This is a genomic window from Kitasatospora albolonga, from assembly GCA_002082585.1.
Classification (GTDB): Bacteria; Actinomycetota; Actinomycetes; order Streptomycetales; family Streptomycetaceae; genus Streptomyces; species Streptomyces stephensoniae.
The window spans coordinates 2,924,232-2,948,198 of sequence record CP020563.1; the positions used below are offsets into that span (position 1 = coordinate 2,924,232).

Here is a 23,967-nt window from a genome sequence, read left to right on the forward strand (position 1 = left end):
GGCGGCGGCCGGAACGCCGACCGCTCAGCGGTGGCCCAGGACGTTGACCACCCGCCCGCTGGGGTCGCGTACGAAGAAGCGCCGTACGCCCCACTCCTCGTCCTGCAAGGGGTGCACGATCTCCGCGCCGCTCTCCAGCACGACCGCGTACGCCGCGTCCACGTCGTCCACCTCGACGCTCAGGTCGGGCGTGACCGGCGCGGTCCGGTCCTCGCCCATGACGCTGATCTGCGCCGCCGGGCTGGACGGGGAGGCGAGCGTCATGATCCAGCCGTGGTTCATGACCTCCTCGAAGCCCAGCAGTCCGTAGAACTCCCGGCTCTCCCGTACGGCCTCGGACCGGATGTTGGGCACGACACGGCGAACAGTCATCAGTGACTCCAGGCTCCAGGGGAGAACGGGCATGGTTCCATGTGCCCCCAGCAGTACTACGCCAGGTCCGCCGCCGCACGCTCTTTACGCCCCACCACCCGTGCCTGAACCCCCGCTTCCGCGCCCGCCGCGACGCACTGGAGAGCCCCCCATGAGAATCCACCTGACCAGCCTCTTCGTCGACGACCAGGAGAAGGCCCTGCGCTTCTACACGGACGTCCTCGGCTTCGTGAAGAAGCACGACGTCCCGATGGGCGGCGAGGACCGCTGGCTGACCGTCGTCTCGCCGGAGAACCCCGACGGCACCGAACTGCTGCTGGAGCCCGACAAGCACCGCGCCGTGAAGCCGTACACGACGGCCCTGTTCGAGGACGGCATCCCGGCCACGGCCTTCGCCGTCGATGACGTACGGGCGGAGTTCGACCGGCTGCGCGGGCTCGGGGTGCACTTCGCCCAGGAGCCGCTGGAGATGGGCCCGGTGACCACGGCCGTCCTGGACGACACCTGCGGCAACCTGATCCAGCTCGTGCAGAGCGCGTAGGGCGGGCCGCCCTGCTGCGCTACCGGCTGACCGCCCGGCCCGCCCGGCGGTAGCGTGACCGGCATGACGGCCGAAGGCAGGGCACCGGAGGGCGAAGCCCTGGTCGGCGGCATGGTGAACGCGGGCGCGGTCTTCCGCCGCGGTGCTCTGGTGGAACGCCCGGCACCGCCCACCGCGCGCGCCCTCCACGCTCATCTCCTCGCGCTCGGAGAGCACGGGTTCGACGGGGCTCCGACGCCGGTACGGCTCACCGGGGACGGCCGCGAGCAGCTGACCTTCCTCCCCGGCGATGTCGCCCTGCCGCCGTTCCCGGCCTGGGCGATGACCGAGAACGCGCTGCGATCAGTAGGCAGTCTGCTGCGGCGCCTGCACGAGGCGAGCGCGCGCATCCCGGTGGAGCCGGGCGTCGAGTGGCCCCGGTCCCTGGCCGATCCGGCGGGCGGGACGCTGCTGTGCCACAACGACGTGTGCCCGGACAACGTCGTCTTCCGCGACGGCCGCGCCGCGGCCCTGATCGATTTCGACCTGGCCGCCCCCGGCCGGCCGCTGTGGGATGTCGCCATGGCCGCCCGCTACTGGGTTCCGATGGTCGACCCCGTGTCCGCGTCGGCGCTCCACCCCGCAGGGCTGGACGCCCCGACGCGCCTGCGCGTCCTCGCCGACGGCTACGGCCTCTCCCCGCAGGAGCGCGCCGAACTCCCCGGCGTCATAGAACAGGCCACCGCGACCTGCCGGGCCTTCGTCGCCGGGCGGGTGGCCGACGGTGACCCCGTCTACACCGAGGCGCTGACCGAGCACGGCGGCTGGCAGCGGTGGGACCGCGCCCAGAAGTGGCTGGCGGCTCACCACGACGTGTTCACCGCCGCCCTGCTGGACTGACCTGGACCGCAACGGACTTACGGGCCTGGCGGCCGGGGAACGGCCTCAGGCTCCGTAGCCGGGCCGCTCCGCCGTCACCTCCGCCCACACCGTCTTCCCGATCGGGTCCCGGGGCTCCCACCCCCACCGCGTCGCCAGGGACGCCACCAGGCACAGCCCACGCCCCGACTCCTGGTCGTCCGGGGGCAGGACCGGGTGCTCGGGTGTCCGGACGAGGAGGGCGTCCGAGACCTCGATACGGAAGCGGCTCGCGGGCCCCTCGTAGTTGACCCGTACGAAGAAGTCCCGCCCCCGGAGCTTCCCGTGGCACACCGCGTTGGCGGCCAGCTCCCCCACCACCAGGGCCACCGTGCACGAGGCGTCCGACATCGGCCCGAACCCCCAGTGCCCCAGCTGCTTCACCACGGCGAGGCGTGCCAGCCGGGCGCCCCGGGGCGTGGAGGGGAACTGCCGGGACAGCGAGCCGTACCCGCTCTCCGTCAGCTCGAAGGTGTGCGGGGCAGGCCCCCGCCGCTCCCGGCGGCCGCCGGTCCCCGTCGCCGCAGCCGTCGCCCTCGCACCCGGCGTCCCCGTGCTCGGCGTCCTCTTGCCCGTCATCCTGGCCATCCGCTCACTCGACTCTCCTCATGTCACCCACATGTGCGGGTTCCATGACGTTCCGTACTCAAGAGTCGGCCGCGCGCCCTAGCCTCGGAAGGTGACAGCGCCTTACCCCGCAGGCCGTAAGGAACGGAAGTAACGCCGTGGCCAAAGCACTTGACCCGCAATCCTCGATGGCCGCCCTCTTCGGCACCCGCGTGCGCAAGCTCCGCAAGGCGGCCGGACTCACCCAGACCGAGGTCGGCTTCCTCACCCATGTGGTCGGCAGCCGCATCAACCAGGTCGAACGCGCGACCGGCGCGAAGCCGACCCTGGAGCTGACCCGGTCCCTGGACAAGGTGCTGATGGCGGACGACTTACTGATCGACCTCTGGCCGTACGTGTACCGGGAGGCGTATCCGGACTGGTCGCAGGCGTTCATCGCCTACTCCGCCCGCGCGGCGGTGATCCGCGAGTACTCCTCCCATGCCGTACCGGGCCTGCTGCAAACTCCCGAGTACGCACGGGCCCTGCTGAGCATGGGCCACTCACTGCGGGACGCCGAGCACTTGGAGGAGCGCGTCGCGGCACGGCTTGAGCGCCAGAACCGGCTCACCGGTCCGGACCGGCCCCATCTGTGGATCATCCTCGACGAGGCCGTGCTCCGGCGGCCGGTGGGAGGAGCGGCGGTGATGCGCGGGCAGTTGGAGAAGCTGCTCAGGATGGCGGAGGAGCCCAACATCACCGTTCAGGTACTGCCGTTCGACCAGGGCGCGCACGGCGCGCTGGCCGGTTCCCTCTCCCTGCTGGTGATGCCGGACGGCACCCAGATCGCCTACACGGAAGGGGCGCACAACGGCCAGTTGACCGAGGAACCGGACGAGGTCGAGCAGTTCGCTCTGACTTACGATCAGCTCAGGGCGATGGCACTGCCACCCCTGATGTCGCTCGACCTGATCCGATCCGTGCTGGAGGTTAATTACCGTGCAGCGAGCATCCCGTCCCGATCTGACCGCCGCCGCCTGGCGCAGCAGCAGCTACAGCAACGAGGAGGGCGGCAACTGCGTGCAGGTGGCCGACGGATTCCCCGGCGTCGTCCCCGTCCGTGACAGCAAGAACCCCGACGGCCCGGCGCTGGTCCTCCCCGCCACGGCCTGGACCGCGTTCATCAGCGGGATCGTCACCCGCTGACCGCCGCTCGCCGAGCGCTCCGGTCCGGGATGTGTCCGCGGCCGGGCGCTGGCAAGCTGATGTGCGACCATGCGGAATCGTCTACGGGAGGTGGATCATGGTCGACAGATTTACGGACGGGCTCCTGACGCCCACCGAGACGTCCTCGTACCTGGAGATCCCGTATTCGACGCTCACGAGCTGGCTGAACGGAAAGGCCGCCGGAGCCCCGCTGGTCCACGCCGTCGAACCCACGCGCAAAGGGCAGCCGTCGGTCCCCTTCATCGCGGTGGCCGAAGCCCACGTCCTGCGCTCCCTGCGCACGCTCGGCCTGCGGATGAGCGAGATCAGAGAAGCTGCGGCAGCCGTACGGGACGCCTTCGACACTCCGTACGGTCTCGTCTCGAAGCGCATCGCCACGGACGGCGTGGACATCTTCGTCGAGCACGGCCTCGGCGACCTGCGCAGGGCCAGAGACGGACAGGCGCCGATCCAGGAGGTCGTGGCCCAGTACCTCCGCTATCTGACCTGGGAGGCGGACGACGACTTCCCGTCCAGCCTCCAGCTGAGCCAGTACGGGGAGACCGTGCCCGTCGTGATCGATCCGCGTTTCGGACGCGGGCTGCCCGTGGTCGCGGCCAATCGTGTCCCGGTCCAGGCCATCACCGACCTGTGGGAAGCCGGAGAGACCGTCGAGGACATCGCGTACGACTTCGATATGACCCCGGAGCAGGTGGGCACTCTCTGCGAAGCCGTGGTGAAGCTTGCCGCCTGAATTCTTCCTCGACCGCAACCTCGGGCGTCGCGTGGCCGACGGGCTGCGGGAACGCGGATGGATCGTCCACCACATCGGGGACGCGTTTCCGGAGGACGGACAGCGCATCGCGGACGAGGAGTGGATCGACCACGGCCTTCGCCGGGCTTGGGTTCCCCTGCCCAAGGACGGCCGCATCAAGACCCGTGACGCCGAGATTCAGCCTGTCCTGGACCACAAAGCCGTCTTCTTCTACCTCGACAACCAGCAGCTGCCCAGCATCCAGATGGTCGAACGGCTCGACACTCACCGCACGGCGATCCACCAGGCGATCGAGAAGGGCGGCCCGTCCGCGTACGCCGTCCGGCACGATCGCATCGAACGCACCTGGCCGCCGTAGCCCCGCCGGACCTCAGTCCCCCTCAGTCCTCCCCCGCCCCCGCCGTCACCCGCCCCGTCAGCGCCGCGAGCGAGCTGCGGACGTGCGCCATGTGCGCCTGGACCTCCTCGCGGCCCTCTTCGTGCTCCCGCAGTACGCGCTCGGTCTCGCGGACGATCCGCTCCTCGCGCACCCGGGCCTCCGACAGGATCTCGGCCGCTCGCGCCTCCGCGTCCTCCTGGCCGTGCCGGGCCGCCTCTTCCGTCTCCGCCAGGCCGCGGGCCGCCTCCGCGAGGAGTGCCTCCGCCCGCTCGGTCAGCTCCGTGTGGCGCGCCTCCAACTCCGCTTCGGCGGCGGCGATTTGGGCTTCGGTGGCCTTGAGGCGTTCGGCGTGCTCCTGCTCCTGGTGGGCCAGCACGCTCTCCGTACGGCTCCGGGTCTGCGCCATCGCGGCCTCCGCCGCCCCGCGCACCTCCCCGGCCTCCTCACGGGCCGCCGCGAGCACCCCCTCCGCCTCCCGGACCGCCTCCGCGACCCGCTCCTCGGCGGCCGCCACGGCAGCGGCCCGTACCGCGTCCGCCGCCTCCTTCGCCGCGTCCGCCAACGCCCGGGCCTCGGCGTCGGCCGCGTCCGCCAGCTCCTGGGCCGCCGCCACCGCGTCCGCCCGCAGCGACTCCGCCTGCTCCCGCGCCAGCCCCAGAATCCGCTGGGCCCGCTCCCCCAGCTCCGCGTAGTCCTGCGGGGGCAGCGCCGCCGCGGTCTCCGTCAGCCGGGCCGCCTCCGCCGCCAGCTCCTGCGCCAGCCGCTCCAGCCGTACGACCTCCGCGAGCGCCGTGTCCCGCTCGGCCGTCCGGGCCGCCACCGCCCGGTCCACCTGCTCCGGACGGTAACCACGCCCCCGTACGCCGACGACGTCGAACGCGGACACCGGTCCAGTACTCATCGCTGAAGCCTCTCTCCGACATACCGACATACCGACACACGGGCGCACGCGGGTCCCCGCGATACGCCAAGGATGCGGCAATTGGTGCCGGAAGTCGGAATCGATCAGGCGCTTTCAGGACGGAAAGCGACCGGCGTCACACACCCACGAGCGCCCGTAACGTGGCGAGGCACCCGATCCGTCCGGACCGGGTGCCTCGTACAACGCTTATCGGCCAAAGGTACGGATCAGAGCAGACCGTCCCACATCTGCTCCAGCAGCACCGACCACCAGCTCTCCGGCGACGCCAGCGCCGCCGGGTCCAGCGCCACCAGCTGCGCCTGAAAATCGACGGTCCAGCGCCCCGCCTGCTCCGGCGTCAGCCCGAACCGCAGCCGCCACATCCGGCCCAGCAGCGCCATCGACCGCACGAACTCCGGCAGCCCCGTGTTCACGAACTGCGGCGCCACCGGCTGACCGCCCGGACCCGCCTCCACCGGCACGGCCACGATGTTCGCCGTCCCGTACTGGACACAGATCGCCCGCCCGAAGTCCGTACCCATCACCAGGTACGCCCCCGCGTCCGGCGCCGCCTGCACCTGCCGCTGCGCCGCCACCTCACCGAGCGTCGGCACCACCGGCTGCCCCGGCTGCGCCCAGAAGAACGGCCCGAAGTCGGCGGGCAGCCCCGCCCACACCAGCGTCCGCGCGACGACCTCCGGCACCCCCTGACGGGACACCGCACGCTGGTCGAAGCGGAGAATCCCCTGCGGACCGAACGCCTGGAGCAGCTCCTCGGCCACCGCCTCGGGCGGCAGCGCAGGCGCCGGAGGCATCTGCGGCAGCGGCGCCCGCACCGGAGCAGGCCGCGCCGGACCGTCCGCCACCTGGTGCAGCTCGCCCTGGTGGGTGAGCAGATGCCGCATGCCCTGCTGACGGCTCGCGTGATCGGCGCCGTACGGAGCCACGCTGGTGATCCGCACCTGCGGCCAGGTCTCCCGGATCATCCGGGCGCAGTACCCGCCCGGCAGCTCGCACGACTCCAGCTCCGTATGCAGCTCGATCACCTGCTGCGGCGGCACGTTCATCGCCCGCAGCTCGTGCAGCATCTGCCACTCGGGGTGCGGGGTCCCCGGCGCCGAACGCCGGATCAGCTGCTGCTCACTGCCGTCCGGCGCCCGGAACCGCAGCACCGCCTGGTAGCCGGGCCCCACGGTCGGCAGACCGCCCGGCTGTTGCGGATAGCCGTACGCCGGGGGCGGCGGGGTGTGCGTACCGGGAGGCGGCGGTACGGGGCCGGGGGCGCCGCCCTGCGGAACCCCGGGCGGACCGGGCGGACCAGGGGGGCCCGGCGGGCCGGGGACCGGGATCGGGCCGGAGTTCGCGAACATCGTCTCGGCGTGGTGCACCCCGGCACCCGGAGGCGGCGTGGAACCGGGAGGACCGGGAGGACCGGGCGGGCCGGGGGGCTGCGGGGCACCGGGCACACCGGGAGGACCCGGGGGCAGCGGAGCACCCGGAACCCCGGGCGGGCCCGGCGGGCGGGGCGCTCCGGGGGCCGGGACGCCCGCGCCGATGCTGCTCCCGTCGGCGAACATCGTCTCCGCGTGGTGGACCCCGCCACCCGGAGGCGGCGTCGAGCCCGGCGGCGGACCGGGCGGACCGGGCGGGGGCGTGGCGCCCGGCGGGGGCGGCGGGCCGAGCTGGGAGACGAGCTGCGTCGGGATGTACCCGCCCGCCGGAGCGCCGGGCGCACCCGGGCCGGAGGGGGGCGGCGGCGTCGCACCGGGGCGTACGCCGGGGATGCCGGGCGCACCGGGCGGCGGCGGGGTCGTCGAACCGCCCCCACGCGTCCCGCGCGGCGGCACCACGGCCTTGCTGGTGGCCGCGTCCGCGATGTCACCGGCCCCGTCCTGCGGGCCCTGGTCGGGCCGGAGCGTGGGGGCCACCTGCGTACGCGGCAGCTGGCTGCCCCCCGACATCAGCGCGGTGGGCGCCTCCGCCGACACCACCGGGGGCGGGGCCTCCTCGTCGTCCGTCCCCGAGAGCGGCGGCGCGAACACCGTCGCGGGCAGCGGAACGGCCCCGTCGTCGGAGTCGGCGGAGTTGGTGTCCGTACCGGCCCAGGGCGTCGCCCCGGCGGGTACGCCGTCGGAAGCCGTGGGCTCGTAGTCCCCACCGGCACCGCCAGCACCACCGGCACCGCCAGCACCACTGGCACTGCCCACGCTGCCGCCCGCTGCGGGCCAGGCGGGCGAGGAGCCACCGGGCGGACCGGGCGGCGGCGGAGGCGTGGCATCGGCAGGCCGGCGATCAGCGGGGGTATCGGCCGGGGCGTCAGCGGGCGTCCCGCTCGGCTCGGAGTCCGATGCAGATGCCGATGCGGGGGCGTCGTCGGCGGCAGGCGCCGGGGTCGGGATCGGCGTCGGGCCGGACGGGGAAGCAGAGGCAGGAGCAGCTCCCTGCCCCTGGCCCTGTCCCGATTCAGATTCCGGTTCCGGTTCCGGTTCCGGTTCCGCAGCAGGCGTGGACACGGACTCAGGCGCGGAGTCCTCCGACGCCGACGAACCGGCTGCGGCAGCCGCGGCAGCCGCAGCCGCCTCCCGCCGCTCCGCACGGTGATCCGGAATCCCCAGCTTGTCCGCCGCCTCCTGGAGCCACTCCGGCGGCGTCAGCAGGAACGACGTCTGGTTCAGATCCACCCGCTGCGGCGGCTCCGGAGCGGCGGGGGCCTGCGCACCCGACGGAGTCCCGTACTCCTCCTCGTACCGCCGGATCACCTCACCCACCGGCAGCCCCGGCCACAGCGTCGCCTCACCGCTGTCCCGGGCGATCACCAGCCGCTGACGGCCGCCGTCCGAGACCGGGCCCTCCGCCCGGTCCTCGGCCCACACCACGAAACCCAGCTCGAACTCACGTACCCGGACCTCACGGTGCTGGTACGCGGGCACGTCACCGTTGACCCACTCGTCCGCCCGCTCCTGCGCCTGCGCGAAAGTCACCACCGCGCTCACCCCTCCACCGGGACGGTGCGCGCGAAGCCACCGTCCACCATCAGGTTCGCCACCGTCTCCAGCTCCGGCGGGTTGCCCGCCAGCCGCTGGAGGAAGGCGTCGAAGTCCTCGCCGCAGGGCAGCAACAGCCGCTCCACGCGCTCCTGCACGCTCCAGCCGTCCTGGTCCCGGGCATCGTCGTACGGGCAGAACCACACCGAACCGACGTCCTGCCCGCGCACCTTCACGGCCAGAATCCCGCCCTGGACAAAGGCGACGCCCAGATAATCCTTGGTGAAGTGGTCCCGCAGACACTTGTTCACATAGACCAGATCGTTCACCCCGGCCTCGTCACGCACCGTAAAGAACGGCTGGTCCACCAGCAGCCCCAGTTCGGCGTCCAGCGCGGCCCCCACCGGAGCCGAACCGCCCGCCGCCTTCAGGAAGGAACGGTAGGCGCCCGGCAGCCGGTAACCGAGGTCCTCCTCGACGCCCTGGATCTGCTGCTCGCTCACCGCGACCGCGCCCTTGGGCAGCCGGAAATGCGCCGGACGCGTCTCCTGCAACGGGCGCGTACCCCGCCGCTCCAGGTCCACCTCGGTCGTCGCCAGACCCCCGTGGTGCCGCAGCAGCGCCTTCACCTCGACCGGCACCAGCTCCATCCGCCGACCGCCCGCCACGTGGTGCCAGGTCCAGCCGTGCGGCGTCGCCACCGCCGGAATCGTGCCCCACAGCTCATGACCGGACGCCGCCATCGCCGCGTTCGCCGACACGTAGTCCGTCAGCCGCAGCTCGTCGACACCGAAGCCCTGCGGCGGATCGGCGATCTCGGCGGCGGCACGCGCGTACGGCGAGAAATCCGGATGGCCGCTGCCGTCCACACGCACACCTCTGGGGTGGCGGGACGCCCGGACCGGGTCCGGGAAGTGCACGACCTGACCGGCGTAGGCCGCGTTCGGTGGCGCGGCTTGCTGCCCGAGCCGACCTGTCGTCATGGCGGTTGCCCCCTGCTGCGTCTGGTGGTTCCGCACAGCCTAAGCGGTGGGACAACAGGGGGTCCCGCTCCGCCGGTTCCATCACCAACAGTCACATTCGCGTGACGGTACGGCGACGGTCTCGCACCTTCGGGCGACACGCAGACACGTTTCCCCGCCCCAGCTTCCCCACCACCCGGCACATTTGGCAGGCTGTCCCCGCAACTCGGGGGATTGCAGGGAGGGACGACAGCACGATGCATTCAGCACAAACAGTGACATCCGGAGCATCTGGTACGTCAGGAACATCGGGTACACCCGGAGCGCCCGGCACCACCGGAGCACCCGGAGCACCCGGAATGACCGGCACCACCGGAACGACCAGCACGACAGGGGACCCGCGACTCAACTGGAGCAGCACCGAGACCCGCCGCACACCTCACCTGCTCCACCGCCGCGACGGGATTCTCCCCGCCGTGGCCGCCGCCCTGTCCGTACGCGGAGAGACCCTCACCTGCACCGCGGGCAAGGGGGACCAGCCGCCGGTGCTCCACCCCCTCGTACAGGACTTCCTCGACACCCTCACCAGCGGCCAGCGCGAACGCTTCACCGGCCGCTGCCCCGAAGCCATACTGCTCTCCCGGCACCTCACCGCCGCCGAGACCGGCCGCTCCAAACGCGCCCAGCGAAAACCCCTGACCAACGGGGAAGCCCGCCGCGCGCTCAAACACTCCCGGCTCACCGCCCGCCGCATCCGCGAGGACGGCGACCCCCTCCACGGCAGCTACGCACCACCGTGCCGATCCTGTTCGGCACTCCTCTCCCACTTCGGCGTACGCCCCGTCGACCTCACCGCCACCGGCGCCGCGACCACCGCCGAGAAGGGCTGACCGCCCACCCATGCACGACCAGCTCCCGCACCTTCCGCAGCAGCACACCACCACCCGCTTCCCCGTCGCCGTCGACGCCGCCCTCCGCGAAGCGGGATGGCAGCCCGGCCGCTGGGACATCCGGCAGGCCGAGGAGTGGGCCGACGCCCTGCGCGCCCACACCTCCCCCGCCGGACACCGGCACGCGCTCTTCCCCGCCGCGGTCGAGGCATGGGCGGAGTTCGGCGGCCTCCACATCACCGCGTCCGCACCCGGCCGGCAGATCGCCCCCGCCGCCGTCCACGTCGACCCGCTCCACGGCCTGCACCTCGCCCGGACCCTGGGCGACCTGGGACGCGCCCTGGAGACGGAAGTGGCCCCGCTGGGGGCGGAGGGCGAGGAACAGGCGGTTCTCGCGATCGACACCGAGGGGCGGGTCTACAGCATCGACCACACGGGCGACTGGTTCCTGGGCAAGGACATCGACGAGGCGCTGGCCACCCTGATCACGGGCACACAACCGGCCCGCCTGACCTCCAGCCCGTCGGGCGCCTGAGTCAGGCGCCGGGGTCAGGCGCCCGAGGGGGCTTTCAGCCGTCCGGCCGCCCCCTCAGCCTGTACGCGTCCGAGGACGGAACCCTGATGGCGGTCCAGGCCGGTCCGGGGCACCCCTCCGTGTCCGGAGAGCAGGAGTGCCCGCCCGTCCGGGGCAACGGTTCCGTCCTCAAACGCCGGACGGGCTGGAGAGGGAACGCCTCCGGAGAGAGAACGCCCCCGCCTCAAACACCGGACGGGCCGGACCCGCCCACCCCGTCCGGCAGCACCGCCGACACCCGGAACCCGCCCGCGTCCGTCGGACCGGACACGAACACACCCCCCAGCCCCACCACCCGCTCCCGCATCCCCACCAGCCCGTTCCCCCCGCTCGGCAGCCCCGCGTCCGCCACCGCCGCGTCCGAAGGACCGTTCTCCACCTGCATCGCGACCTCCGACTCCCGGTGCGCCAGCCGCACCCACGTCTTCGCCCCCGCCGCATGCTTGTGCACGTTCGTCAACGCCTCCTGCACCACCCGGAACGCCGTCTGCTCCACCTCCGGCGCATACGGACGCAGCTCACCGTCCACCGACAGCTCCACCACCATCCCCGCCTGCCGCGACTGCGCCACCAGCGCCTCCAGCTCACTCAGCCGAGGCCCGTCCTCCGCCGAGGCGGCGGCCGCGGCAGCCGCCTGCCCCACCGACGCCAACGGAACCGCACCCCCACCACCGCCACCGGCCGCAGGCGCGACCAGCGCATCCCCGCTCCGCAGCACCCCCAGCATCTCCCGCAACTCCGTCAACGCCTGCCGCCCCATGTCCCCCACCAGCGCCGCGTTCCGCACCGCCTTCGCCGGGTCCTTCGGGGCAACGGCCTGAAGCGCCGCCGCATGGACCACCATCAGACTCACCCGGTGGGCCACCACGTCATGCATCTCCCGCGCGATCCGGGTCCGCTCCTCCGTACGCGCCCACTCGGCCCGCTCCTCCGCCCGGTCCGCCAGCAACGACAGCTCCCGCTCCAGCGAATCCGCCCGCTCCCGCAAGCTCTCCATCAACCGGCGCCGCGCCCCTATGTAGAGGCCGAACAACACCGACGGAGCCGTCAGCCCCACCGCCATGAACACCGACACCAGGGGCACATACCAGTCCCCCGGACCGAAATCGTCCTGCGCGGCCACGGTCTGCCGCAGCCGCACATAGGTGACGATGAACGTTCCCACCAGCGCCATCCCCGCCAGCACGACGGTGATCCGGCGCGGCACCTCGGACGCCGCCAGCGTGTACAGACCCACCAGGGCCATCAGGAAGCCCATCTCGGCGGGCGTCAAGGCGATCGTCACCAGCACCACGGCGATCGGCCACCGCCGACGCACCAGCAGCACCGAACCCGCCACCAGCCCGAACCCCACACCCAACGGCACCGGCAACCCGGTGTTCCGGGCGAACTCCACCCCCTCCAGGCCACACTCCAGCGCCGACACCAGCGCCAGCCCCACATCCAGAGCGACACTGCGCCGCCGCTCCCACCACCAGTAGCCGCGGGTGGTCGATCCCGCCGCCTCCCGGTCTGCCCCCGTTGCGGTCATGGCATCCAGCCTACGGGCGGACGCATCCCGTTTTCCGGTGACCGGCAACAGCACGTTCCGCGTTCGAACGAGCACGAAACACACGCCGATCGCCTGAAATGGCGAATCGACCGCGCTTTCGACCCGGACGTTCGCATTCCGGACGACCATCACCGTATGACGGAAACCACAACCACCGGCAAGTACGCCGACTTCGAGGGATTACGCGCCCGGGCGGTGGCGCTGCGGCGGGAGGGGCTCAGCCGCCGCCAGATCCGCGACCGCCTCCACGTCGACAACAACAACCTCCTCAACCGCCTCCTGCAAGGCGAACCTGCCCCGGAGTGGACGAAACGCCCGAACGCCAAGGACGACGTACGGGAGAAGGCCCGGGAGCTGCGCCTCCAGGGGATGACGTACGACCAGATCCAGGTGGAGCTGGGCTGCTCGAAGAGTTCGATCTCGCTGTGGGTACGGGACCTGCCGAAGCCTGAGCGCAAGCGCACCCGGGAGGAGTCGTCCGCCATCGGGCGGCGCGGCTGGGAGGCCACACTCCAGCGGCGGGATGCCGAGCGCCAGGCGCAGAAGCAGAGGGCCTCGGACGAGGTCGGCGCGATGACCAACCGCGAGCTCTTCCTGGTGGGCGTCAGCCTCTACTGGGCGGAGGGCTCCAAGTCCAAGCCCTACCGCACCCAGGAGCGGGTCACCTTCGTCAACAGCGACCCCGGCATGATCGAGGTCTTCCTCGCCTGGCTCCGCCTACTGGGGGTGGACGACGAGCATCTTCGCTTCCATATCCTCATCCACGAGACGGCGGATGTCGCGGGAGCGGAGCGGTTCTGGGCCGACCTCACCGGGGCCGGGCCTGCGGCCTTCGGTAAAACGTCGCTCAAGAGGCACTCGCCCAAGACGAACCGGAAGAACCTCGGCGAGAACTACCGAGGCTGCCTCGCGGTACGTGTCCTGAAAAGCGCCGAGCTGTACCGTCGCATCGAAGGCTCCTGGTACGGCATAGTGTTGGGTGCCGATACGGCGAACCGACACAATGTCCGGTTTAGCCGGGATTGATCCCCCATGGTGTAATCAGGCAGCACTGCGAGTTTTGGTCTCGTATGTCCAGGTTCAAATCCTGGTGGGGGAGCTCCGGCACACGGGCCCCGACCACACCGGTCGGGGCCCGCCCCCGTTCCCGGCCGAAACACCCCCGGTATCCTGCGGATGACCACCACCCGAAGCCGAAGGGCACATCCGTGAGCGCAACCAGCCCGGCAGCCGTCGTCGTCCTCGCAGCGGGTGAGGGCACCCGTATGAAGTCGAAGACCCCCAAGGTCCTGCACGAGATCTCCGGGCGCTCGCTCGTCGGACATGTCGTCGCCGCCGCCCGTGAGCTGGACCCCCAGCACCTCGTCGTGGTCGTCGGACACGCCAGTGAGCAGGTCACCGCCCACCTGAACGCCGGCGACGCCCCCGTGCGCACCGCGTTCCAGGCCGAGCAGAACGGGACCGGGCACGCCGTCCGCATGGGGCTCGAGGAGCTCGGCGGGGGCGTCGACGGCACCGTGATCGTCGTCTGCGGCGACACCCCGCTGCTCTCCGGCGAGACGCTCGGCGCGCTCGCCGCCACCCACGCGGCCGACGCCAACGCGGTCACCGTCCTGACCGCCGAGGTCCCGGACTCCACCGGGTACGGGCGCATCGTGCGCGACCCGGCCTCCGGTGCGGTGACCGAGATCGTCGAGCACAAGGACGCCACCGACGAGCAGCGGGCGATCCGGGAGATCAACTCCGGGGTGTTCGCGTTCGACGGGCGGCTGCTCGGGGACGCGCTGGGCAAGGTGCGCACCGACAACAGCCAGGGCGAGGAGTACCTCACCGATGTGCTGTCGATCCTGCGTGAGGCGGGGCACCGGGTCGGGGCGTCCGTGGCGGGCGACCACCGGGAGATCCTCGGGATCAACAACCGGCTCCAGCTGGCCGAGGCCCGCCGCCTGCTGAACGAGCGGCTGCTGGAGCGGGCGATGCTCGCGGGCGTGACGGTGGTGGACCCGGCGTCCACGCTGATCGACGCGACGGTGACGTACGAGCGGGATGCCGTCGTACATCCGGGGACGCAGCTGCTGGGGGCGACGCATCTCGCGGAGGACAGTGAGGTGGGGCCGAACTCGCGGCTGAAGGACACCGTCGTCGGTGTCGGTGCGCGGGTGGACAACTCCGTGACGGACTCGGCCGAGATCGGGGCGGGGGCGTCGGTGGGTCCGTACGCGTATCTGCGGCCGGGGACGCGGCTGGGGACGAAGGCCAAGGCCGGTACGTTCGTGGAGCTGAAGAAGACCGTCGTCGGCGAGGGGACCAAGGTTCCGCATCTGAGCTATGTCGGTGACGCGACCATCGGTGATCACACCAACATCGGTGCGGCCAGCGTGTTCGTGAACTACGACGGGGTGGCCAAGCACCACACGACGATCGGCTCCCACTGCCGTACCGGTGCGGACAATATGTTTGTGGCACCGGTCACGGTCGGGGACGGGGTCTACACCGCCGCCGGGTCGGTCATCACGAAGGATGTGCCGTCCGGTTCGCTGGCCGTGGCGCGGGGCCAGCAGCGGAATATCGAGGGTTGGGTGGCCCGGAAGCGTCCGGGCAGCGCCGCCGCCCAGGCCGCTCAGGCGTCGCCGCAGGAGCGCGACAGCGAAAGCTGACCGGAAACAGGTGCGCCGGTGACGGCGTACCGTGATAGATGCTCACCCATTTCGGCTGGCTCGTTGCACATCGGGACCTAGGCGTGCAGCGCCAGATACATGTCTGAGGAGACTGTGCTGTGACCGGGATCAAGACGACCGGCGAGAAGAAACTGATGCTCTTCTCCGGCCGCGCCCACCCCGAGCTGGCCGAGGAGGTCGCACATCAGCTGGGTGTCGGCCTCGTGCCGACGAAGGCTTTCGATTTCGCCAACGGTGAGATCTACGTCCGCTTCCAGGAGTCGGCGCGTGGCGCGGACTGTTTCCTGATCCAGAGCCACACGGCTCCGATCAACAAGTGGATCATGGAGCAGCTGATCATGCTGGACGCGCTGAAGCGCGCGTCGGCCCGCTCCATCACGGTGATCGTGCCGTTCTACGGGTATGCCCGTCAGGACAAGAAGCACAAGGGCCGTGAGCCGATCTCGGCGCGTCTGATCGCGGACCTGATGAAGACGGCGGGTGCGGACCGGATTCTCACCGTCGATCTGCACACGGACCAGATCCAGGGGTTCTTCGACGGTCCGGTGGACCACCTGTTCGCGCTGCCGATCCTGGCGGACTACGTGGGTGCGAAGGTCGACCGTTCGAAGCTGACGATCGTGTCGCCGGACGCGGGCCGGGTGCGGGTCGCGGACCGCTGGTGCGACCGGCTGGACGCGCCGCTGGCGATCGTGCACAAGCGCCGTGACAAGGATGTGCCGAACCAGGTCAGCGTGCACGAGGTCGTCGGTAACGTCGAGGGCCGGGTCTGTGTGCTGGTCGACGACATGATCGACACGGGTGGCACGATCTGCGCCGCCGCGGACGCGCTGTTCGCGCACGGTGCGGAGGACGTCATCGTGACGGCGACGCACGGGGTGCTGTCGGGTCCGGCGGCGGACCGGCTGAAGAACTCGAAGGTGAGCGAGTTCGTGTTCACGGACACGCTGCCGACCCCGGGTGAGCTGGAGCTGGACAAGATCACGGTGCTGTCGATCGCGCCGACGATCGCGCGTGCGGTGCGTGAGGTGTTCGAGGACGGTTCGGTGACGAGCCTCTTCGAGGAGCAGGGCTGACAGCAGGGGCGACCGCCTGAGAGCGGTCCCTGTTGATCCACTTTGGGGTGCGGCCTCCCCGCCGGGTAGACTCAGCGAGTTGCTCGGCGAGGGAGGCCGTACCTGTGTGTACGGCGGTCCGTTATCGACGCGCTCTTCGTAGCAGGTCTGTCGTGGGCCGGGTGACCGTTCGAGTTCCGTCACCCCCGACGGCTCTCCGTACCTGACGAGGAGTGCACCATGGCTGAGATCAAGCTCGCCACCGAGGTCCGTACCGAGTTCGGCAAGGGCGCCGCCCGCCGTATCCGTCGTGCCGACAAGGTTCCCGCGGTCGTCTACGGCCACGGCGCCGAGCCGGTCCACGTCACGCTGCCGGGTCACGAGGTGCTGCTGGCGCTGCGTACGGCCAACGTGCTGATCGGTCTGGAGATCGACGGCAAGGACGCGCTGGTCATCCCGAAGGCTGTGCAGCGTCACCCCCTCAAGGGCACCATCGAGCACGTCGACCTGCTGACCGTGAAGCGCGGCGAGAAGGTCCAGGTCGAGATCGCGGTGCACGCCGAGGGCGACCTGGCGCCGGGTGCCAACCTGCTGGAGTTCGTGCAGAACACGCTGCTCGTCGAGGCCGAGGCCACCCACATCCCCGAGTCCGTGACGGTCTCCGTCGCGGGTCTGGACGCCGGTGACTCGATCGTCGCGAAGGACATCGCGCTGCCCAAGGGCGCCACGCTGGCCGGTGACGAGGACGCCATCGTGATCCAGGTCGTCGCCGCGCAGGCCGAGGAGCCGGCCGCGGACGAGGCCGCCGAGGGCGAGTCCGCCGAGGGCTGAGCCTCACCCCTCGCCGTTCCACCTGCTGTGCCTGCTCCACCTGCTTGACTGACGGGGTGGTGGTTCCCTTCCGGGGAGCCGCCGCCCCGTTCGCCTGCCGTCCCCTGTGTCTGTTCCGCCTGTACCCGTACGAGGAGACCGAGCGCTGATGTCCGACGCCACCGACCCCTGGCTCATCGTGGGCCTCGGCAACCCCGGCCCCGAGTACGCGGCGAACCGGCACAACGTCGGGTTCATGGTGGCCGATCTGCTGGCGGCACGGATCGGCGGGAAGTTCAAGCGGGCGCAGAAGGCGCAGGCGCAGGTGGTGGAGGGGCGGATCGGTCCGCCGGGTCCGGGGAGCCGGCGGGTGGTGCTGGCGAAGCCGATGTCGTACATGAATCTGTCGGGTGGGCCGGTGACGGCGTTGCGGGACTTCTACAAGGTGCCGACGGATCATGTGGTGGCGGTCCATGACGAGCTGGACATCGATTACGGGATGCTGCGGCTGAAGCTGGGTGGCGGGGACAACGGGCACAACGGGCTGAAGTCGATGACGAAGGCGATGGGGCCGGATTATCACCGGGTGCGGTTCGGGATCGGGCGGCCGCCGGGGCGGATGCAGGTCGCGGACTTCGTGCTGAAGGATTTCGGTTCGGCGGAGCGCAAGGAGCTGGCGTATCTGGTGGACCGGGCGGCGGACTCGGTGGAGTGTCTGCTGGCGGAGGGGCTGGAGCGGGCGCAGAGCGCGTACAACTCCTGACATTCCTCTCTCCTGTGGGGCGTTTTCCGGCCGTAGGTTGACCTGGAGTGGATGCCTGGCCAAGGATCTGCCCCCATGAAGCGGAGCGGTTCGCGGCGTGCGGCGGTGGTGGGTCTTCGGGCCGTCATGGGGCTGGTGGCCCTGGTGCTGTTGGTCGCGGGGGTGTGGTCGTCGTGGGACGCCGCGCATCACATCGTGCTGGCGCAGGGGCGTGAGCACGGGACGCTGACGGTGACGGAGTGCGGTGCGGAGACGTGCACCGGGCGGTACGAGCCGGACGCGATGTCGGCGGCGCGGGCGCGGGTGGTGGTGGAGCGGTCGGTCGCGGTGGCGGAGGGGGACCGTTTTCCGGTGGTGGTGAGGCCCGGTACCGATGTGGTGGTCCGCACGGGGGTGCCGGGCTTTCTGCATGCCTGGATGCCGCTCGGCGGGGCGATGGTACTGGCCGGGTTCGTGATCGGGGGCGGGGTGCGGATGCCGCGTACGGCGTGGGGGGTCGGAACGGCGGGGGCGGCCCTGCTGGTGGCGACGTTCGTCGCGCTGTAGCGGGGCCGCCCCTTTGACGTACGGCGTACTCAGCCGGTGTTGCGCAGGCCCGCCGCGACACCGTTGACGGTGAGCAGCAGGGCGCGGGAGAGGAGCGGGTCGGGCTCTTCGCCGCGTTCGGCGGCCTGGCGCTGGCGGGCCAGCAGGGAGACCTGGAGGTAGGAGATCGGGTCGAGGTAGGCGTCGCGGATGGCGAAGGTCTGCTGGAGTGCCGGGCTGGTGCCGAGGAGTTCGGTGGAGCCGGTGACCTTGAGGACTTCGCTGACGGTGAGGGCGTGTTCGGCCTCGATGGCGTCGAAGACGTGCTTCAGCTCGTCGGGGACGAGGGTGTCGACGTAGTGCCGGGCGATGCGCAGGTCGGTCTTGGCGAGGGTCATCTCCACGTTGGAGAGGAAGTTGCGGAAGAAGTGCCAGTGCTCGTGCATCTCTTCGAGGACGGTGTCGAGTCCGGCTTCGCGGAGGGCCTTGAGGCCGGAGCCGACGCCGTACCAGCCGGGGACGATCTGGCGGGACTGGGTCCAGCCGAAGACCCACGGGATGGCGCGGAGGCCGTCGAGGGAGACGCCGGAGCCGGGGCGGCGGGAGGGCCGTGAGCCCAGGTGGAGGTCGGCGAGCTGGTCGACCGGGGTGGAGGCGAGGAAGTAGGCGGGGAGGTCGGGGTCCTCGACGAGCTTGCGGTAGGCGCTGTGGGCGGCGTCGGAGACGGTGTCCATGGCCGCGTCCCAGCGGGCGAGGGCCTCGTCGGACTGGCGGGGTGCGGTGTGGAGGGCGGATGCCTGGAGGGTGGCCGCGACGGTGAGTTCCAGGTTCTCGCGGGCGAGGGCGGGGATGAGGTACTTGTCGGAGATGACCTCGCCCTGTTCGGTGACCTTGATCTCGCCTTCCAGGGTGCCCCAGGGCTGGGCGAGGATCGCGTCGTGGGAGGGGCCGCCGCCGCGGCCGACGGTGCCGCCGCGGCCGTGGAAGAGGCGCAGGCGTACGCCGTAGCGGTGGGCGACGTCGCGGAGGCGGCGCTGGGCGCGGTGGATCTCCCACTGGCTGGTGGTGATGCCGCCGAACTTGGAGGAGTCGCTGTAGCCGAGCATGACCTCCTGGACGTCGCCGCGGAGGGAGACGAGGCGGCGGTAGGAGGGGTCGGCGAGCATGGCGTCGAGGATGACGTCGGCGGCCTTGAGCTCGTCGGTGGTCTCCAGGAGGGGGACGATGCCGATCTTGGCCCAGCCCGCGTGGAGGTCGAGGAGTCCGGCCTCGCGGGCGAGGACGGTGGCGGCGAAGACGTCGTCGGCGCCCTGGCACATGGAGATGATGTAGGACTCGATGACTTCGGGGCCGAAGCGCTCGAAGGCTTCCTTGATGGTGTGGAAGACGCCGAGGGTCTTCTCCCCGGCCGCGTCGAGCGGGGCGGGGGTGGGGGCGAGGGGCCGGCGGGAGCGGAGTTCCTTGGCGAGGAGCTTCTGCCGGTAGTCGCGGGGCATGTCGGCGTAGCGCCAGGACTCCTCGCCGAGGCGGTCGAAGAGCTGGCCGAGCGCGTGGTGGTGGGCGTCGGCGTGTTCGCGTACGTCCATGGTGGCGAGCTGGAGGCCGAAGGCGGCGAGGGTGCGGATGGTGCGGTCCATGCGGCCGTCGGCGAAGAGGCCGCCGCGGTGTTCGCGCAGGGAGGTCTGGATGAGGGCCAGGTCGGCGAGGAGCTCGGAGGTGCCGAGGTAGTCGCAGCCGGGGCGGTGGGGGGTGCCCTTGGCGAGGCGCTCGCGGGTGTTGACGAGCTTCTGGCGGATGCAGGTGGCCTTGAGGCGGTAGGGCTCCTCGGCGTTCAGCCGCTTGTAGCGGGGGCTGATCTCGGGGAGGCGTTCCAGGTCGGCCTGGAGGGAGGTGAGGAGCTCGTCGGTGGCTCCGGTGTAGCGGATGGAGTTGGAGAGCAGGCCGCGCAGGTAGTCGATGAGTTCGAGGGCGTCGGTGATGCCGTGTTCGTGCTGGAGGATGAGGACGTCCCAGGTGACGGCGGGGGTCACGTTGGGGTTGCCGTCGCGGTCGCCGCCGATCCAGGTGCCGAAGGTGAGGGGGCGGGTCCCGGCGGGGAGTTCGACGCCGACGCGTTCCAGTTCGGCGGCGAGGTCCTCGAGGACGTCGCCGACGGCGTTGGCGTGGAGCTCGTCGAGGTAGTAGATGGCGTTGCGGGCCTCGTCGGCGGGCTCCGGGCGGACGACGCGGAGTTCGTCGGTCTGCCAGATGAGGTCGATGTTCTCGGCGAGCCGGAGGTCGTGGCGGCGGCGGTCGGCCTCGATGACCGGGGTCTCCAGCAGCTCGGCGATGCGGCGGAGCTTGTTGAGGACGGAGCGGCGGGCGGCCTCGGTGGGGTGGGCGGTGAAGACGGGCCGGACGTTGAGGTTCTTGACCGTCTCGCGCAGGTGCTCGGGGTCGGCGTCCTTGAGCCGGTCGGCGGTGCGGGCCAGGAGCCCGCCCTCGGCGGAGCGGCGGTCGCGCATCTCGTGGGCGCGGTGGACCTGCTCGGTGACGTTGGCGAGGTGGAAGTAGGTGGAGAAGGCGCGCACGAGCTGTGCGGCGGTCTCCAGGTCCGTGTCGCCGAGGAGTTCGGCGGCCGCTTCGCCGTCGGTGCGGGTCAGGGCGCGTACCCGCTCGACGAGGTCGAGGAGTTCCTGGCCTTCCTGGCGTACGAGGGTTTCGCCGAGGAGGTCGCCGAGGCGGCGGATGTCGGCGCGCAGCTCGGTGCTGGCGGCGGGGGTCTGGTCGGCACTGCTCACAGTGTGCGGCTCCTTGCAGTGAATGAGGAGGTGCGTCGCTTCGGCGTCCTCCCGGTGTTGTGGTGGGAGGCGCGTGGCGGGGGACGGGGCCCTGCGGCAGGCAGCGGTGCTGTTGCCACGCCCCGACGAGCGGGTGCGGACCGCGCTGTCCGACCCTTCCAGGATAGGTGTCGCCGCCTCGGGCGTGTCCGCGAGCCCTGGTGGGGTCCGCGGGCGGTGCCGTCGGCTCCTGGGGGCCTACCCGTCGGGCGGGCGGAGTACCGCGTGCGACGGGCTGGACCGGCCTCTCGTGTTGTGGGCCCCGTCACTGCCATACTTACCAAGCCGTAGGTTACGGAACCGTAGCCACGGCCGTCCCGTACTGCTTCCTCACCCTCCGGGGGACTCCCCTATGCCGTCCACTCCCCATGTGATCGACGAGACCGGCCCATCCGCCACCGCCTCGCCCCTTCCGCCCGCCACGCTCGGCGGGGAGAAGAAGAGGTCGGTCGAGCAGTTCGCGCTGCTGGCGTTCATCGTGGTGCCGTTCGTGGCCCTGGTGGCGGCGGTGCCGCTGGCGTGGGGCTGGGGGGTGAGCTGGCTGGACATCGGTCTGCTGGTGGCGATGTACTTCATCGGCTGTCACGGGATCACGATCGGTTTCCACCGGTACTTCACGCACGGTTCGTTCAAGGCGAAGCGTCCGCTGCGGATCGCGCTGGCCGTGATGGGTTCGCTGGCGGTGGAGGGGCCTCTGGTGCGGTGGGTGGCCGATCACCGCAAGCACCACCGGTTCTCGGACGCGGAGGGCGACCCGCATTCGCCGTGGCGGTTCGGGGAGAGCCTGCCGGCTCTGATGAAGGGGCTGTGGTGGGCGCACATCGCGTGGATGTTCGACGAGGAGCAGACCCCGCAGCAGAAGTACGCCCCCGATCTGGTCAAGGACCCGGCGATCCGGGCGATCTCGCGCCACTTCCTGACGTTCACGGTCGTCTCGCTGGCGATCCCGCCGCTGGTGGGCGGTCTGGTGACGATGTCGTGGTGGGGTGCGGCGACGGCGTTCTTCTGGGGTTCGCTGGTACGGGTCGCGCTGCTGCACCATGTGACGTGGTCGATCAACTCGATCTGCCACGCGGTCGGCAAGCGCCCCTTCAAGTCCCGTGACCGTTCGGGGAACGTGTGGTGGCTGGCGGTGCTGTCGTGCGGCGAGTCGTGGCACAACCTGCACCACGCGGACCCGACGAGTGCGCGGCACGGTGTGATGCGGGGGCAGATCGACTCCAGCGCCCGGCTGATCCGCTGGTTCGAGAAGCTGGGCTGGGCGTACGACGTGCGGTGGCCGGACGCGGCCCGTATCGACTCCCGGCGCACGCCTGTACCGGCCGACCCGGCATGATTGACGACGTGGCGACCGACTCCAGCAGCGAAAAGAGCAGACCTGCCTCCTCCCGGCGGGCCCGGCGGGTCCGGATGACGGGCAAGGAGCGCCGCGAACAGCTGCTGGACATCGGCCGCGCCCTCTTCGCCGACAAGGGGTTCGAGGGCACGTCGGTGGAGGAGATCGCGGCCCGCGCCGGGGTCTCCAAGCCTGTGGTGTACGAGCACTTCGGCGGCAAGGAGGGCCTGTACGCGGTGGTGGTCGACCGCGAGATGCGCCAGCTGCTGGACATGGTGACGGGGGCGCTGACGGCGGGGCATCCCCGGGAGCTGCTGGAGCAGGCGGCGTTCGCGCTGCTGGACTACATCGAGTCGTACACGGACGGTTTCCGCATCCTGGTGCGGGATTCGCCGGTGGCCCAGTCGACGGGCACGTTCGCTTCGCTGATCAGCGATATCGCCACGCAGGTGGAGGACATCCTCGGCCTGGAGTTCAAGGCCCGGGGCTTCGACCCGAAGCTGGCCCCGCTGTACGCGCAGGCGCTGGTGGGGATGGTGGCGCTGACCGGCCAGTGGTGGCTGGACGTCCGCAAGCCGAAGAAGGCGGAGGTCGCGGCGCACCTGGTGAACCTGTGCTGGCACGGGCTGGAGAACCTGGAGGCGAAGCCGCGGCTGATAGGGCACCGGAAGAGCTGATCGCGGCTGATCGCGTAGACCCTTCCGCAGGTCGTCACCCGTTGTGATGACGCGTGCGGATTTCCCGCCGTAGGGTGGTCGGGAGGGCAGAGGATTCGTCCATGGGAGGAACCATGACCGCCGCGCTCAGCTCACGCTGGCCGGTGCCCCCGCAGGACGGATACACCGTGGACGATCTGTTCACGCTGCCCGATCTCCCGCCGCACACCGAGCTGATCGACGGGAGCCTGGTTTTCGTGAGTCCGCAGCGACTGTTTCACAGCACGGTGATCGATCTGCTGGTGACGGGGCTGCGCGCCGCGGCCCCCGCGGAGATGAAGGCCCGCCGTCAGATGACCGTCGTGCTGGACCGGCGGAACGGGCCGGAGCCCGATATCTCCGTCGTGCGGACCGAGGCGGTCACCGGGCCGGACGTGAATCGGTACCAGGCCGCCGACGTCCTCCTCGCCGTGGAAGTCGTCTCCCCCGACTCCGAGGCTCGCGACCGTGAGACCAAGCCTCGCAGATACGCCACCGCAGGCATCCCGCACTTCTGGCTGGTGGAGATGACGGGCACCGACCAGCACCCCGTCGTACGGGTCTACGAGCTGGACCCGGTGACGAAGGCGTACGCGCTGACGGGCATCCACCACGATCGGCTGAAGACGGGCGTGCCGTTCCCCGTGGACATCGACATCTCGGCGGACGCGCTCAAGGAGCTGTAGGGCTCACCCGGCGGGTGCGGG

24 protein-coding genes are annotated in these 23,967 nt (G+C 71.1%); 17 read left to right on the forward strand and 7 right to left on the reverse strand.

Annotated elements, in window-relative coordinates; translation table 11 throughout:
* Positions 1–24 precede the first annotated feature (24 nt).
* The gene (locus tag B7C62_12550) at positions 25–372 is read right to left on the reverse strand and encodes a glyoxalase (protein ID ARF73003.1); all 348 of its coding nucleotides are present in this window, start codon (positions 370–372) and stop codon (positions 25–27) included.
* A 151-nt stretch (positions 373–523) separates the two neighbouring features.
* On the opposite strand from B7C62_12550, the gene B7C62_12555 reads away from it, so the two are divergent.
* Both B7C62_12555 and B7C62_12560 read left to right on the forward strand, forming a co-directional pair.
* Entirely contained in the window at positions 524–913 is a 390-nt protein-coding gene (locus B7C62_12555) for a bleomycin resistance protein (protein ID ARF73004.1), read from the forward strand.
* A gap of 63 nt (positions 914–976) precedes the next feature.
* On the forward strand, positions 977–1,792 hold the full coding sequence (locus B7C62_12560) for an aminoglycoside phosphotransferase (GenBank protein ID ARF73005.1): 816 nt from the start codon (positions 977–979) through the stop codon (positions 1,790–1,792).
* Positions 1,793–1,837: 45 nt separating this feature from the next.
* On the opposite strand, the gene B7C62_12565 is transcribed toward B7C62_12560, so the two are convergent.
* Complete coding sequence (locus tag B7C62_12565) at positions 1,838–2,389, reverse strand: hypothetical protein (protein ARF77128.1); 552 nt, start codon at positions 2,387–2,389, stop codon at positions 1,838–1,840.
* 176 nt (positions 2,390–2,565) lie between these two features.
* Between B7C62_12565 and B7C62_12570 the strand changes: the two genes are divergently transcribed.
* The 4 genes from B7C62_12570 to B7C62_12585 all read left to right on the forward strand — a co-directional run bounded on the left by B7C62_12570 (position 2,566) and on the right by B7C62_12585 (position 4,695).
* Entirely contained in the window at positions 2,566–3,480 is a 915-nt protein-coding gene (locus B7C62_12570) for a transcriptional regulator (protein ARF73006.1), read from the forward strand.
* On the forward strand, positions 3,356–3,562 hold the full coding sequence (locus tag B7C62_12575; GenBank protein ID ARF73007.1) for a DUF397 domain-containing protein: 207 nt from the start codon (positions 3,356–3,358) through the stop codon (positions 3,560–3,562). Before B7C62_12570 ends, B7C62_12575 begins: the two co-directional genes overlap by 125 nt.
* A gap of 97 nt (positions 3,563–3,659) precedes the next feature.
* Positions 3,660–4,316 (forward strand): DUF433 domain-containing protein, encoded by a 657-nt coding sequence (locus tag B7C62_12580; protein ARF73008.1) that lies wholly within the window; start codon positions 3,660–3,662, stop codon positions 4,314–4,316.
* Entirely contained in the window at positions 4,306–4,695 is a 390-nt protein-coding gene (locus B7C62_12585; protein ID ARF73009.1) for a toxin-antitoxin system, toxin component, PIN family protein, read from the forward strand. Before B7C62_12580 ends, B7C62_12585 begins: the two co-directional genes overlap by 11 nt.
* 22 nt (positions 4,696–4,717) lie before the next feature.
* Here the strand turns inward: B7C62_12585 and B7C62_12590 are convergent, their stop codons facing one another.
* From B7C62_12590 to B7C62_12600, 3 genes are all read right to left on the reverse strand, one after another.
* A complete protein-coding gene (locus B7C62_12590) occupies positions 4,718–5,617 on the reverse strand; it encodes a cellulose-binding protein (protein ID ARF73010.1) in 900 nt (299 codons plus the stop codon).
* Between the two features lie 227 nt (positions 5,618–5,844).
* Positions 5,845–8,610 (reverse strand): hypothetical protein, encoded by a 2,766-nt coding sequence (locus tag B7C62_12595; GenBank protein ID ARF73011.1) that lies wholly within the window; start codon positions 8,608–8,610, stop codon positions 5,845–5,847.
* Positions 8,607–9,584, reverse strand: a complete 978-nt coding sequence (locus B7C62_12600; protein ARF73012.1) for a cell wall assembly protein Knr4 — start codon at positions 9,582–9,584, stop codon at positions 8,607–8,609. Before B7C62_12600 ends, B7C62_12595 begins: the two co-directional genes overlap by 4 nt.
* Before the next feature lie 338 nt (positions 9,585–9,922).
* Between B7C62_12600 and B7C62_12605 the strand changes: the two genes are divergently transcribed.
* Positions 9,923–10,453: a hypothetical protein gene (locus B7C62_12605; GenBank protein ID ARF73013.1), complete on the forward strand. Its 531-nt coding sequence runs from the start codon at positions 9,923–9,925 to the stop codon at positions 10,451–10,453.
* A 10-nt stretch (positions 10,454–10,463) separates the two neighbouring features.
* Positions 10,464–10,988: an SUKH-3 domain containing protein gene (locus B7C62_12610; protein ARF73014.1), complete on the forward strand. Its 525-nt coding sequence runs from the start codon at positions 10,464–10,466 to the stop codon at positions 10,986–10,988.
* Between the two features lie 223 nt (positions 10,989–11,211).
* On the opposite strand, the gene B7C62_12615 is transcribed toward B7C62_12610, so the two are convergent.
* Positions 11,212–12,558 carry a sensor histidine kinase gene (locus B7C62_12615; protein ARF73015.1) on the reverse strand — a complete coding sequence of 449 codons (1,347 nt, stop codon included), beginning with the start codon at positions 12,556–12,558 and terminating at the stop codon, positions 11,212–11,214.
* Positions 12,559–12,714: 156 nt separating this feature from the next.
* Here B7C62_12615 and B7C62_12620 point away from each other — a divergent pair, with 156 nt between their 5' ends.
* The 6 genes from B7C62_12620 to B7C62_12645 all read left to right on the forward strand — a co-directional run bounded on the left by B7C62_12620 (position 12,715) and on the right by B7C62_12645 (position 18,431).
* A complete protein-coding gene (locus B7C62_12620) occupies positions 12,715–13,605 on the forward strand; it encodes a hypothetical protein (protein ID ARF73016.1) in 891 nt (296 codons plus the stop codon).
* Between the two features lie 182 nt (positions 13,606–13,787).
* Complete coding sequence (locus B7C62_12625; protein ARF73017.1) at positions 13,788–15,236, forward strand: UDP-N-acetylglucosamine diphosphorylase/glucosamine-1-phosphate N-acetyltransferase; 1,449 nt, start codon at positions 13,788–13,790, stop codon at positions 15,234–15,236.
* Positions 15,237–15,355: 119 nt separating this feature from the next.
* Complete coding sequence (locus B7C62_12630) at positions 15,356–16,333, forward strand: ribose-phosphate pyrophosphokinase (GenBank protein ARF73018.1); 978 nt, start codon at positions 15,356–15,358, stop codon at positions 16,331–16,333.
* Positions 16,334–16,552: 219 nt separating this feature from the next.
* Positions 16,553–17,143 carry a 50S ribosomal protein L25/general stress protein Ctc gene (locus B7C62_12635; GenBank protein ID ARF73019.1) on the forward strand — a complete coding sequence of 197 codons (591 nt, stop codon included), beginning with the start codon at positions 16,553–16,555 and terminating at the stop codon, positions 17,141–17,143.
* A gap of 148 nt (positions 17,144–17,291) precedes the next feature.
* Positions 17,292–17,885, forward strand: coding sequence for an aminoacyl-tRNA hydrolase (locus tag B7C62_12640; protein ID ARF73020.1), 594 nt, complete (start codon positions 17,292–17,294; stop codon positions 17,883–17,885).
* Positions 17,886–17,960: 75 nt separating this feature from the next.
* Positions 17,961–18,431, forward strand: a complete 471-nt coding sequence (locus tag B7C62_12645; protein ID ARF73021.1) for a hypothetical protein — start codon at positions 17,961–17,963, stop codon at positions 18,429–18,431.
* A 29-nt stretch (positions 18,432–18,460) separates the two neighbouring features.
* Here the strand turns inward: B7C62_12645 and B7C62_12650 are convergent, their stop codons facing one another.
* Entirely contained in the window at positions 18,461–21,190 is a 2,730-nt protein-coding gene (locus B7C62_12650) for a phosphoenolpyruvate carboxylase (protein ID ARF73022.1), read from the reverse strand.
* A 391-nt stretch (positions 21,191–21,581) separates the two neighbouring features.
* Between B7C62_12650 and B7C62_12655 the strand changes: the two genes are divergently transcribed.
* The 3 genes from B7C62_12655 to B7C62_12665 all read left to right on the forward strand — a co-directional run bounded on the left by B7C62_12655 (position 21,582) and on the right by B7C62_12665 (position 23,946).
* Positions 21,582–22,565 carry an acyl-CoA desaturase gene (locus B7C62_12655; GenBank protein ARF73023.1) on the forward strand — a complete coding sequence of 328 codons (984 nt, stop codon included), beginning with the start codon at positions 21,582–21,584 and terminating at the stop codon, positions 22,563–22,565.
* Between the two features lie 74 nt (positions 22,566–22,639).
* Positions 22,640–23,242 (forward strand): TetR family transcriptional regulator, encoded by a 603-nt coding sequence (locus B7C62_12660; protein ARF77129.1) that lies wholly within the window; start codon positions 22,640–22,642, stop codon positions 23,240–23,242.
* A 101-nt stretch (positions 23,243–23,343) separates the two neighbouring features.
* Positions 23,344–23,946 (forward strand): hypothetical protein, encoded by a 603-nt coding sequence (locus B7C62_12665; GenBank protein ARF73024.1) that lies wholly within the window; start codon positions 23,344–23,346, stop codon positions 23,944–23,946.
* Positions 23,947–23,967: the final 21 nt, after the last annotated feature.